The sequence below is a fragment of the Actinosynnema sp. CS-041913 genome, assembly GCF_050942485.1.
Lineage (GTDB): Bacteria > Actinomycetota > Actinomycetes > Mycobacteriales > Pseudonocardiaceae > Actinosynnema.
The window spans coordinates 5,335,396-5,347,280 of the sequence record NZ_CP192037.1 but is presented as its reverse complement, the minus strand read 5'-3'; the positions used below and the strand labels follow the sequence as shown (position 1 = coordinate 5,347,280).

The window sequence follows — 11,885 nt, the reverse complement described above, 5'->3', positions numbered from 1 at the left end:
GGAGCAATGCGGTCATTCATCGCCGGACTGGCCCTGTCGATCGTGCTGGCGATCGGCGCGGTCATGACCGGCGGGTCGTGGGAAGACAGCCGGGACGACGGGGCGGAGCTGCGGAACAACGTCTTCGTGCCCCCGACACCGCCCGCGACGCAGATCTGGAACTAGGTTCGCGTGGCGTCCGGTTCCTGCGATTGCCCAGGAACACGCCACGGACCCGGTTGCGCGGAACAGGAGGCGCGGAGCACGCGGGGGTTCCTCGTCGCGGCCACCGCCTTGCTCACGACCTTCGCGGTGACGTGCGCCGCCGAGTTCGACGTGGGCCTCGTGCCGGCGGCGGTGACGCGGCAACTGGACGCCTACCGGGTGCTCTGGCCGCAGAAGTGGACGTTCTTCACGCGCCTGGGCGAGGACGCGGTCGTCGGGTACCGGATCGCCGACGACGGCAGGCTGACCAGGGCGCACGAGCGCCGGGACTGGACCGGGAACGCCGGTGGCCTGGGCCGGACCGGTGAAGCGCGGCGGACCGAACTCAGGCGCGTCGCGCTCCGGGTGCCCGACCGGCACTGGCAGCCCTGCGGGCGGCTGGTCGACGGCCGGTGCGCGGAGGCCGTGGACCTCGCGCTCGTTTACCGGGCGGACAACCCGTTCCCCCGCGCGGAGTTCTGCGGGACGGTCGTGGTGGCCCTGGAGCGGGTGACGCCGTCCGTGCGCGGACACCTGCCGGAGCCGCCGCGCCACACGCACCTGATCGCCGTCACCGACCTGCGGTGCACCGGGTGAACCGGGTGCGGGCGGCGCTCGGCCGGGCCGCCGTGCGCTGCGAGCCGCGAGGCCTGCCGTTGGCGTTCGGGCGCAGCGCCTTGGCCGCCGCCCACCTGGCCGTGCTCGCGGCCAACTCCGACGCGGACCTGTTCATCGGCGGGGTCGATCCGCGCTGCGACGGTGTCCGCGCGATCGGCCTGTGGTGCCTCACCGGCGGTTCCGGCCAGGGCGCGCAGGTGGCCCGCGTCGTCGCGGTGGTCGTGCTGGGTGTGGTCCTCTCGGGGCTCAGCCCGCGGTGGACCTGCGTGCCCCACTGGTACGTCGCGTTCAGCTTCGCGGCGGGCCTACCGCCGGTCGACGGCGGCGACGAGATCGCCCAGGTGACGACCCTCCTCCTGATCCCGTTGTGCCTGGGCGACGACCGGGTGTGGCAGTGGAGCGCCGTGCGCGGGCCGCTCCCGGCGCCCCTGCGGGGTGTCGCGCTGGCCGGCCTGTGCACGATCCGAGCGCAGATCTGCGTGATCTACCTGTCCGCCTCGGTGTCGAAGCTCCGCGACCCGCAGTGGCGGCAGGGCACTGGGCTGCACCTGGTCATGCACGACCCGGACCACGGGCTCTCGTCGTCGGTGCGCGACGCCCTCGGACCGGTCCTGGGCTCGTACTGGCTGATCGCGACCGCCACCTGGGCGGTGATCGTCGTGCAGCTCGCGATCGCGGTCGCCGTCCTGGGCGGGCGGTCGGCGCGTCGGGTGGCCCTGGTGCTGGGCGTCGGCCTGCACGGGACGATCGCGGTCATGATGAACCTGCCCGCCTTCGGCCTGGTGGTGATCGGCCTGTTGGCGGTCGGCTGCGCGTCGATGTCCGACCGGAGCGGGGACGCGGCGCCCGGCGGCGGTGGTGTTCGACCCGAGCCGGGACGAGTAGTCGACTGATCCTCTTTCGATAGCCGAGGGTGCCAGCGTCCAGACCCGATCGAAGCGGGTGGACTGGGGGTGAGGCTCGGCGTCTGAGGGGTACGCCGAGCCTCCACCCGCGGATCATGGTCGAGGGGTGCCGAGGTAGCGGACGATCACCGTCAGGGGGTGCTACGGGGTGACCGGTCCGAGGAGGTGGTTGCCTGGCGCGTCCGGGTCGGTGCTGAGGTAGAAGTCGGAGATGGCCGAGCGGAATTCGGCGTGGCTGATCGTCCCGCTGCCGTCGAGGTCCAGTTTTGCGAACGCCTCACTGGAGTGTTCGCGGGAGATGCCGAGCGCTTCGTACAGGCGTACGTACTCGTCGTGGGTGAGCACGCCGTCCTGGTCGGTGTCCAGGGCGTTGATCACCGCGTCGGCGATGGCCATGACCGCGTCCTGGAAGTGCTCGGGGGCGGTGACGTTGACCTGCATGACGGTGATGAACTCTTCGCGCGAGATCCTCCCGTCGCCGCCGGTGTCCCCGTGTTCGAGCAGCAGCCGCCACCAGGCGTCGAAGGCGTCGTGGATGGCGGTGACGGTGGCCTGGTCGCCCTTGCGGGCCACCTTGGCGAACACCCGGGCGGTGGCCTGGAAATCGTCCTGCGTGAGATGGCCGTCCTTGCCCAGGTCGAACCAGTCGAAGACGATGTTGAACTTCTGGTCTTTCAGGACACTGGTCATGGTGTGAGGCCCCGATTCGCCCGCCGCGCCGATCACGGCGATCGGCGCGATACCGTGCGGACTCTACGAACATCCGCCCTCGTCGACCGTCCGCAGCGGGGTTGGTTCACCACTACGAGTGGATGCCCGGCCGCGCAAGGGCGGAGTCGCCTGCTGGAGACGGCCGTCGTGGATCTCGGCGAGGTGGTCGACGGCGGTCAGGTGGCTCCGGTCGTGGGTGACCAGGACGGTGGCCGTCGCCTGTCGGTGGGTCAGGTGGGTGATGAGGTCGATCACCGCGGCGCCTCGGTCGTGGTCCAGGGCGCTGGTGGGTTCGTCGACCAGCAGCACCGTGGGGTTGTTCATCAGGGCGCGGGCGATGTTGACGCGTTGGCGTTGGCCGCCGGAGAGTTGGTGCGGACGGTGGTCGGCCCGGTCCGCGAGGCCGACCACGGCAAGCAGGTCCAGCGCCCGGCGCCTGGCCTTGGCGGGCTGGTGGCCGGCGATCTGTGCCATCACCTGGAGTTGTTCGGCGGCGGTGAGCGCGGGCAGCAGGTTCGGTTGCTGGAAGACGATGCCGATCCGGTGGCGGCGCAGGTCGGTGAGTTGGCCGCGGTTCATGCCGGTGGTGGTGGCGCCGTCGACGGTGACGGTGCCGGAGTCCGGGGTGATGAGGGTGGCGGCCACGGCGAGCAGGCTGGACTTGCCCGAACCGGAGGGGCCGGTCACCGCGGTCATGGTGCCCTTGGGCACGTCGAGCGTGACGTGGTCCAGGGCGGTCAGACGGGTGTCCCCGTCGGGGTAGGTGAGGGTGACGTCGGTCAGGGACAGGCTCATCGGGCGCTCCCCAATGCGGTCAGCGGGTCGACGGCGGTGATGCGGCGGACCGCCAGCGCGGCGCCCAGCGTGCCGAGCAGGATCGTGGTGGCGGCCGGGGTGAGGACGGTCGCGGGATCGAGCAGGAAGGGCACGGCGCCGCCGGCGACCAGCGCTCCGGTGGTGGCGGCGAGGACCGTGCCGACGAGCGTCCCGCCCAGCAGGAGGACCAGGGCTTGGCCCAGTGCGTCGCGCAGCAGGGTGGCGGTGGGGGCGCCGAGCGCCTTGAGGATGGCGATGTCGGCGCTGCGCTGGATGGTCCAGACGGTGAAGAACGCACCGATGACCAGCGCGGAGATGGCGAACAGGAAGCCGCGCATGAGTTGCAGCGAGCCGTTCTCCGAGCTGTAGGAGCCGATGGCGGGCAGCGAGTCGTCCTTGGCGACGGTCCGGGTGCCCGCCGCGGCGTCGGCGGCTGCCAGGTCGGTGTCCGAGGTGGTCTTCAGTGCGATGACCGTCATGTCGCCCGTAGCGGGTGGTGCGGTGTGCCGCCACGTGGCGAGGCTGGTCCACACGACCGGGGTGTGGCTGAAGTAGGCCTCGCCACGCACTGTGGTGACGGTCAGGTCCCGTCCGGCGAGGGTGACGGTGTCGCCGGTCGTGACGCCGAGGTCGTCGGCGGCGGGGGAGGACAGGGTCACCGACCGGTCGTCGATCGCGTCCCCGTCCGGGGCGAGGGCTGACCCGGGCCGCACGCCGAAGAGCGAGACCGCCACGCTCCGGGCGTCCGCGGTGGCCTTGGTCGTGGTGATGCCAAGGGGTTCGGCCGAGAGCACGCCTGGGGTGGCGGACCACTGCCGCCACTGCGCTTCGGTGACGGCGGAGTCCGAGTAGGACGGGTCCTGACCCTCCGTGGGCGCGGTGAACGAGATCCGGTCCACGGGCAGGTCGGTGATCGCGGACACGTTCTGGTGCGCGAGGCCCGCGGTCAGCCCGGACAGCAGGCCCACCAACAGGGTGATGAGCACGATGACGGTGCCCATCAGGGCGAAGCGGCCCTTGGCGAACTTCAGGTCTCTCAGGGCGACGAACACGGCGTGAGCTGCCTTCCGACGTGGTGGGAGGTGTGGCGTGATGGGCGGTATGACGCCACTGTCGACCATGTCGTAGGCGCCGGACATCTGGCGCAGGACGGCACTCGACGGCTCGAAAGGAGACCCGGGGGTTGTCACTTTCGACAGAGGCCGACCTCCGGCGGCGCGCCTAAGCTGGGATGACTGTGGACTCGACCGCTCCTACGCCGACCAGCCGGGTGCTGACCTGGTGCCTGCACCTGCTGTTCGCCTGCCTGCTCGTGCTCACCGCGGGCCGGGCCGTGATCGGCGGGGCGGCGGACGCCACCGCCGTCCTCGCGCTCGCTGCGGCCTTGGGGTCCGTGTACGCGGCGGGCCCGCTCTTGCCGAGCGTGCGCACGTCCCGGCGCGGCGCGGCGGTGTGGTCGGCCGTCGTCAGCGGGGCGTGGGTGGCGCTGCTGGTCCTGTCCGCCGACGCGGTGTGGCTCGCCTTCCCGCTGTACTTCCTCCAGCTCCACCTGTTGTCGCGCCGCGTGGGACTGGCCGCGGTGGCGGCCACCGCGGTGGCCGCGATCACCGGTTTCGCCGCGCACACCGGCGCCTTCACCCCGGCCACCGCGATCGGCCCCGCCCTCGGCGCCGCGGTGGCGGTCGCGGTGGTGTGGGGTTACCAGGCCCTCTACCGGGAGAGCGAACGACGGCGCGTGCTCATCGACGAACTCACCGCCACCCGCGCCGACCTGGCGAAGGCCGAGCACACCGCGGGCGTGCTGAGCGAACGCGAACGCCTGGCGCGGGAGATCCACGACACCCTGGCCCAGGGGCTGTCCAGCATCCAGCTCCTGCTGCGCGCGGCCGAACGAGCCCTGCCCGACCAGCCCGGGAAGGCCGCGGGCTACGTCGACCAGGCCCGGCAGTCAGCGGTGGACAACCTCGCCGAGGCCCGCCGCTTCGTCGCCGCGCTCGCCCCACCCGCGCTGGCGGAGTCCACCCTGGCCGACGCGCTGGAACGCCTGTGCGCCACCACCTCCACCCGCCACCGGCTCACCGCCCGCTTCCACCTCACCGGCGATCCCGCGCCGTTGCCCACCGCGCACGAGGTCGCCCTCCTGCGCATCGCCCAGTCGGCCCTGGCCAACACCGTCCGCCACGCCCGATCCCGCACCGCCGACGTCACCCTCAGCTACCTCGACGACCACGTCGCCGTGGACGTCGTCGACGACGGCAGTGGCTTCGACCCCGGACGCCTCCCTGCCCCCGACCCGGACACCGGCGGCTTCGGACTGGCGGCCATGCGCGCACGGACGCAGGCCCTCGGCGGCACCTTCACCATCGAGACCGCCGAGGGCCGCGGCACCGCCCTGGCCGCACGGCTGCCCGTCACCCCGCCCACCGCCGGAAGCGACATCGGGGATGGATCGTGAACGACACCGAGGACAGGCCGTGAACGACACCGGGGACCGGCCGGGCACCCCCATCCGCCTCCTGCTCGCCGACGACCACCCCGTGGTGCGCGCCGGACTGCGGGCCGTGTTGGAAACCGAACCCGACCTCGTGATCGTGGCCGAGGCCGCCACCGCCGAAGAGGCCGTCGCCCTCGCCACCGGTGGCGAGATCGACGTCGTCCTGATGGACCTGCGGTTCAACGGCGGCATGACCGGGGCCGAAGCCACCGCCGCGATCACCGCCCGTCCCGGCGCGCCCCGAGTCGTGGTCATCACCACCTACGACACCGACGCCGACACCCTGCCCGCCATCGAAGCGGGCGCCACCGGCTACCTCCTCAAGGACGCGCCACCCGAGGACCTCGCCGCCGCGGTGCGCGCCGCCGCCGCAGGCCACACCGCCCTCGCCCCCGCCGTCGCGGACCGGCTCATAAACCGCCTGCGCACCCCCGGCACCGGCCTCACCCGCCGCGAAGCCGAAGTCCTGGCCCTGGTCGCCGACGGCCTGTCCAACCAGGCCGTCGGCGCCCGTCTCCACCTCACCGAAGGCACCGTCAAATCCCACCTGGCCCGCATCTACACCAAACTCGGCGTCAACTCCCGCACCGCGGCCGTCGCGACCGCCACCGACCTCGGCGTCATCCGACGCTGACCAGGATCAATCGGCACCCTCGGAACCGGGGTGCCGATTCCCGGTGGTTCACCCGGTCTGTCGGCGGCCCACTGCGTCGAGGAGCAGTTTCGCGGCCACCGTCGCCCCGTCGACCTGGATCGTGCCGGCCACGGCCTCGGCCCGCGCCCGGGTCTCGGGGGCCAAGGCCGTGCCGAGCGCGGCGTACAGGGAGTCGAAGGTCGGCGTCGAGCCCTCGTGTGCCACGCCGATGCCCAGCTCGGCCACCCGGGCGGCCCAGTACGGCTGGTCCGCGATCTGGGGCACCACGACCTGGGGCGCGCCGGCTCGTGCGGTCGTCGTGGTGGTGCCCGCGCCGCCGTGGTGCACGACGGCGGCCACCCTGTGGAACAGCGCCTGCTGGTTTACCTCGCCGACGACGAAGCAGTCGTCGGCGTCGTCGATCGGGGCCAGTCCGGCCCACCCGCGGGCGAGGAGGACCCGGCGGCCCTGCGCGCGGATCGCCTCGATGGACACCCTGGCGACGTCCTTCGGGGCGTACGCGGCCATGCTGCCGAAGCCCACGTACACCGGTGGCGTGCCGGCGTCCAGGAACGCCTCCAGCCCGTCCGGGAGCGGACGGTCGTCGGGCAGGACCCACGCCCCGGTGTGCACGAGGTCGAGGTCCGTCATGCCCTCCCACGGGCTCAGCGTCTCGTCCGCCGCCAGCCACGGCCGGTCGGTGAAGACGTGGTCGCGGACGTTGTCCACCGGCGGCAGGCCGATCGCCGCCCGATGGCTGTTGAGCGCCGCGCGGTACAGGCCGTTCACCCGCTGGGCGTCCTGCTCCCACAGCGCCCGGTTGTCGGTCTCCCGCGGGGACTGCCTGCCCGGCCGCGCCCCCGGGGCGAAGTGCCGCGACGGCAGTCCGAAGAGCTGGAAGCACGCGTACACGTAGCGGATGCCCAGTTTCTCGGCCACGTCCCGTGCGCCGGCCGGCATCAGGCCGCCCGCCACCAGCGCGTCACATCCCTCGGCCGCCGCGCCGAGCGTGTCGAACCGCGCGGCGACCAGTTCGCGAGCGAGCCGGAACGCGTCCTCCGCCGTCGGCGGCTTCGTGCCGGCGACCACCGAGCGCACCGTCGGGCCGAGCGGCACCAGCGGCACGCCGACACGCGCCGGCAGCGTCCGGAAATCCTCGTCCGGAGGCGCGCACACCAGCGCCTCCGCGCCGAGTTCCCGCAACGCCACCGCGAGCCCCACCAACGGTTCGACGTCCCCGCGCGATCCCCACGTCGTCAACAGCACACGCATCTCAAATCCCCCAATTTCCCCAGGTATCGGCTTTCGGCCGGCAATTCTGGGGTACGACCCGGGTCTTGCCGCAAGCCCCGGGGTCCGCTATAAATTGAAGGGGGCAAGGAGATGCCTATTCGGCGTGCTGTCGGCGCACCATCTCGGTGATCCAGATGGGCGCGAACGGGGACGTGCAGTTCGGTGGAGTCGGGTAGTCTTTGAGCACTTCCAGCCGTTCCCCGATGTCGATCGCGCGGGAGCGGTGCCCGGCGTGGTCGATCCCGATCTGGGCCAGGCAGTTGTTCATCGCCCATTGCAGGCGATCCGGGGCGTCTTTCATCTCCGCTTCGACGATGTCGAGCAGTCCCGCGAGGTCCAGGCCCTCCGGTTTCTTCGCCACGCGTTCGGTGGTCAGCGCCCAGCCCGCACTCGCCACCACCGGATCGGGATCGGCGAACCAGGCCACCCGCAGCTCCTCGGCGTGCGGGCTCTTCTTCACCACGTAGTTCACCAGCCAGTCGTGCACCTTGGGGGTGCGCGCCTCGCGCAGCATGGCGTCCAACTCGGCACGCTCGAACGCCTTCGGGCGGCAGATCAGGAGCGACAGCAGTCGCGCCGCGGTGTCGCCCGTCTCCCACAGTCGGCGTGAGAGTTCCTGCTGTGTCTTCAGCCGCTTCGCGACCGCCCGCAGCTTGCCGAGGTTCACCCCGTGATCGTCACCGTGCTTCTCGTTCACCGCGCGTGCCTTCGGGTCCTCCAGCGCGGCCAGTTCGGCCATCACCTCGGCCACCGTCGTCTCAGCCAACTCCGCCTCCGTTCATGTGAGCGTCAACCTGGTCCGAATCCGCCCGCAGGCGCAAGTCAGTCGAGGCCGCCGGGGCGGGCGAGCAGTTCGCGCAAGGCGGTGTCGATGAATTCGGTGTCGGGGTCGTTGCTGCCGTGTCCGGCGAAGTGGCCCCAGATCCCGGGGATGACCCGCAGTTCGGCGTTGGCCATGTGACTCACCGCCCACGCCTCGTCCTCCGGCGGGAAGTACAGGTCCTTCTCCGCCGGGAGCACGATGGCCGTGGCGCGGATCGAGCCCAGCGCCGCCACGGTGTCGCCGGCGAAGCCGGGGGTCTTCCCGACGTCGCCGTTCTGCCACGTCCACAGCATGGACAGCAGGTTGTTGGGATCACGGCCGTCCAGGAAGAAGCCCTCCCAGAAGTCCACCAGGAAGTCCTCCAGCGACGTGTACCCGAGCTTCTGGTACTCCTTCTCCCAGTAGAACGCCTGCGAGAAGCCCCACCCGGCGTAGACGCGGGCGCAGGCCCGCAGGCCGACGACGGGCACGGTGTCGCCGTACCAGCCCCCGTCGAAGGCGGAGTCGGCGGTCAGGGCCGCTTTCACGCCTTCCAGGAACACCTTGTTGTGGGTGCTGGTCACCGACGAGCCGCAGAACGGGGCGATGCGCTCGACCATCTCCGGGTGGCTGACCGCCCATTGGTAGGTCTGGCCCGCGCCCATCGACCAGCCGGTGACCAGCGCCAGGCGTTCGATGCCGAAGTGCCGCGTCACCAGGTCGTGCTGCGCGCGGACCTGGTCGTGGAACGTCACGTGGGGGAAGCGGGGGCCGCCGTAGCCGCCGGTGGTGTTGCTCGGTGAGCTGGACAGGCCGTTGCCCAGCATGTTCGGGACGATGACGAAGTACTTGTCGGGGTCGAGCGCCATACCCGCGCCGATGAGCCACTCGTTGTCCCAGTGGCGGCCGGAGTACCACGTCGGGTACACGACGGCGTTGGACTTCTCGGCGTTGAGCGTTCCGTAGGTCGCGTAGGCCAGCCGCGCGCCGCGCAGGGTCGCGCCGTGCTGCAACGTGAAATCACCGAGGTCGTGGTACTGGGTTTCGGTCACGGTGGTCCCTTCGGTCCGGGGCAGTCCGGCTGTGGTGTCGCCGGCCCGGCGACACCACATGGGGAGAATCTGCCTCATCGGGTCCGAAGTAGCCAGACTTGTCGGATCATCGTGCGCCGTGAACGTGTTCTGCCGCTGTCTTGTGTGGACTGCGGCCGGTCAGCGGCGCCTGTCGCGTCGGGCGCGGTCGAGGCGGCGGCGGGCCATGCGGTCCGTGATCGGGGTGGTGGTGTCCGAAGTGGTGCCGGTGCGCAGGTATTCGGCCAACTCGGCGACGGTGGGGTGGGCGTAGAGCGCGGTCAGCGGGAAGGTCCGGTCCAGGCTCTCCACCAGGCGGTGGTGCACGGTCGCGGCCAGCAGTGAGTGACCGCCGATGTCGAAGAAGCGGTCGTTCGGGCCGATGTCGCCTCGTCCCAGCACGTCGGACCAGACCGCGGTGATCCGGCCTTCGAGACCGGCGACGGCCGGTTCGACCGCGCCGGGGGAGCGCAGCGGGTAGCGCTCCAGCAAGGCACCGGCGTCGACCTTGCCGGTCGGGGTCAGCGGGAGGTCCGGCACGACGTCCAGCGTGGTGGGCACCAGGTAGTCGGGCAGCAGGCGGGCCACGGCATCGCGCACTTCGTTCGGCCGCAACGCGTCCCGGCCTCCGTTGGTGACGAACGCGCGCAACAGGTGTTCGTCGTCCCGGCGGTCCGCGACGACGACGGCCCTCGCCACGCCCGGAACCCGGCCCAGCGCCAGTTCCACCTCGCCGGGTTCGACCCGGTAGCCGCGCACCTTGACCTGCCGGTCGCGTCGTCCCAGGTACACCAGGCTGCCGTCGGGCAGCCGCCGGGCGAGGTCGCCGGTGCGGTAGCGGCGGACGCCCTCGTGGTCGGTGTCGAACCGCGACCGCTCCTCGTCCGGACCGTCCCAGTAGGACCCCAGGTAGTCGCTGCTGATCATGATCTCGCCGGCGATGGCGGACGGCGTGCCGTCCGGGGCGACCAGGCCGATCCGCGCCCCGTGCAGTGGCCGCCCGATGGGCAGGACCCCGTGCGGCTCGGGACTTCCGGCGCTCAACGGCAGGTGGTTCTGCACCGCGAAGCTGATCTCCGTCGCGCCGTAGCCGTTGACGAGCACACCGTGCGGCGGCAGGTGTTCGCGGCAGCGGTCGAGATCGGCGTGGGTGACCGGTTCACCGCCGAGGACGACCACGCGCAGGTGCGGCAGCACCGCGCCGGCCAGGCAGTCGGCGAGGTACCGGAACACCGTCGGCGTGGAGTGGTAGATCGTCACGCCGTGCCCGCGCAGCGCGTTGGCGAGGCCGACCAGCCCAAGCGCGCGGACGTCGACCGGCACGCAGCACGCGCCGGTGAGCACCGCCGAGAACATGTCGGTGACGGCCATGTCGAAGCCGAACGAGGACACCACGCTGATCCGGTCGTCCGCCGTGATCCGCAAGTTGTCGTGGTGCAGGCGGACCTGGTGCAGCACGTTGCGGTGGGTCTGCGCGACACCCTTGGGCACCCCGGTGGAACCACTGGTGTGCAGGATGTAGGCGGGCGCGTCGGGAGCGGGCGGCGTGCGGGTCGGGCGGTGCGCGGACGGCGGCGCGTCGGCGATGTCCAGGACCGGGGTGCCGTAGCCGGCGGCGAGCGTGCGGTGCGCCGCGCTGGTCAGGATCACCGACACCTCGGCCTGGGCGACCATCGCCGCGAGCCGCGGCGCCGGGTAGCGCGGGTCGAGCGGCACGTACACCCCGCCCACGGCGAGCGTGGCCAGGATGGCGGTGACCGTGTCGGGGCCGTGGTCCAGCAGCAGGCCGACCCGGCTGCCGGGTTCGGTGTCCCGTAACAGCGTCGCGCAGCCGGCCACCCGTTCGCCCAGCTCCCGGTAGCTCAGCGTGGCGTCGTCGCCGATCACCGCCGGCCGCTCGGGGGACCGGTCCACCTGCTCCCAGAACGCCTCCGGGATGGACCGGTCGACGTTCCCGCCGGGCGGCGGCGCGGGTGGCGCCAACCGTGCCGCGGCCGGCTCGGGCAGCGGGTCCGCGGTCGGGTCGGCGCGCAGCCGGTCGAGCGCCGTGACGAGGTCTTCGGCCATGCACCGGGCGAACGGCTCCGGCACCTCGACACCGTCGAACTCCAGTCGCGGCCGGCCGTCGACGACCACCAGTCGTGCCTCGTGCGGGATGCCGGTGAGGTCGTCGGGAGCCCCTGCCGCCGCGCCGGGTGCCAGCAGGCGCGCCTGCGCCGAACCGCTGTAGCAGCGCAGCACGGCCAGCGCCGCCGCGATTTCCGTGGTCGTCATCGAGCCCCCCAACTCCGTGCAACCGGTCGGGAGCGTACCTGTGAACGATTGTGAAGAAGAACCCTTTCAGCGCAGGCCGACGGTA

12 protein-coding genes are annotated in these 11,885 nt (G+C 71.9%); 5 read left to right on the top strand and 7 right to left on the bottom strand.

All coding sequences use genetic code 11. From position 1 onward, the window contains the following. The first annotated feature begins 6 nt into the window (after positions 1–6). From ACQPZF_RS24310 to ACQPZF_RS24300, 3 genes are all read left to right on the top strand, one after another. Entirely contained in the window at positions 7–165 is a 159-nt protein-coding gene (locus ACQPZF_RS24310) for a hypothetical protein (RefSeq protein ID WP_433260506.1), read from the top strand. Positions 166–273: 108 nt separating this feature from the next. Continuing rightward, positions 274–780, top strand: a complete 507-nt coding sequence (locus ACQPZF_RS24305) for a hypothetical protein (protein ID WP_433260504.1) — start codon at positions 274–276, stop codon at positions 778–780. Beyond that, positions 777–1,694 carry a hypothetical protein gene (locus ACQPZF_RS24300; RefSeq protein ID WP_433260502.1) on the top strand — a complete coding sequence of 306 codons (918 nt, stop codon included), beginning with the start codon at positions 777–779 and terminating at the stop codon, positions 1,692–1,694. The genes ACQPZF_RS24305 and ACQPZF_RS24300 overlap by 4 nt, the downstream gene beginning before the upstream one ends. 153 nt (positions 1,695–1,847) lie before the next feature. Here ACQPZF_RS24300 and ACQPZF_RS24295 read toward each other — a convergent pair whose 3' ends face one another. The 3 genes from ACQPZF_RS24295 to ACQPZF_RS24285 form a co-directional block, all read right to left on the bottom strand. Then, positions 1,848–2,396: an EF-hand domain-containing protein gene (locus tag ACQPZF_RS24295; RefSeq protein ID WP_433260500.1), complete on the bottom strand. Its 549-nt coding sequence runs from the start codon at positions 2,394–2,396 to the stop codon at positions 1,848–1,850. A gap of 63 nt (positions 2,397–2,459) precedes the next feature. Continuing rightward, positions 2,460–3,212, bottom strand: a complete 753-nt coding sequence (locus ACQPZF_RS24290) for an ABC transporter ATP-binding protein (RefSeq protein ID WP_433260498.1) — start codon at positions 3,210–3,212, stop codon at positions 2,460–2,462. Then, complete coding sequence (locus tag ACQPZF_RS24285) at positions 3,209–4,285, bottom strand: ABC transporter permease (RefSeq protein ID WP_433260496.1); 1,077 nt, start codon at positions 4,283–4,285, stop codon at positions 3,209–3,211. Before ACQPZF_RS24285 ends, ACQPZF_RS24290 begins: the two co-directional genes overlap by 4 nt. A 179-nt stretch (positions 4,286–4,464) precedes the next feature. Here ACQPZF_RS24285 and ACQPZF_RS24280 point away from each other — a divergent pair, with 179 nt between their 5' ends. Together ACQPZF_RS24280 and ACQPZF_RS24275 are read left to right on the top strand one after the other, a co-directional pair. Then, positions 4,465–5,688, top strand: coding sequence for a sensor histidine kinase (locus ACQPZF_RS24280; protein WP_433260494.1), 1,224 nt, complete (start codon positions 4,465–4,467; stop codon positions 5,686–5,688). 19 nt (positions 5,689–5,707) lie between these two features. Further along, on the top strand, positions 5,708–6,361 hold the full coding sequence (locus ACQPZF_RS24275; protein ID WP_433260492.1) for a response regulator: 654 nt from the start codon (positions 5,708–5,710) through the stop codon (positions 6,359–6,361). A 48-nt stretch (positions 6,362–6,409) separates the two neighbouring features. Here the strand turns inward: ACQPZF_RS24275 and ACQPZF_RS24270 are convergent, their stop codons facing one another. The 4 genes from ACQPZF_RS24270 to ACQPZF_RS24255 form a co-directional block, all read right to left on the bottom strand. Beyond that, positions 6,410–7,633 carry a glycosyltransferase gene (locus tag ACQPZF_RS24270; protein ID WP_433260490.1) on the bottom strand — a complete coding sequence of 408 codons (1,224 nt, stop codon included), beginning with the start codon at positions 7,631–7,633 and terminating at the stop codon, positions 6,410–6,412. Positions 7,634–7,748: 115 nt separating this feature from the next. Next, positions 7,749–8,420, bottom strand: a complete 672-nt coding sequence (locus ACQPZF_RS24265) for a DNA alkylation repair protein (RefSeq protein WP_433260488.1) — start codon at positions 8,418–8,420, stop codon at positions 7,749–7,751. Between the two features lie 56 nt (positions 8,421–8,476). Next, on the bottom strand, positions 8,477–9,508 hold the full coding sequence (locus tag ACQPZF_RS24260) for an alpha/beta fold hydrolase (RefSeq protein WP_433260486.1): 1,032 nt from the start codon (positions 9,506–9,508) through the stop codon (positions 8,477–8,479). 159 nt (positions 9,509–9,667) lie between these two features. Further along, positions 9,668–11,800 carry a non-ribosomal peptide synthetase gene (locus ACQPZF_RS24255; protein ID WP_433260484.1) on the bottom strand — a complete coding sequence of 711 codons (2,133 nt, stop codon included), beginning with the start codon at positions 11,798–11,800 and terminating at the stop codon, positions 9,668–9,670. Between the last annotated feature and the right edge of the window lie 85 nt (positions 11,801–11,885).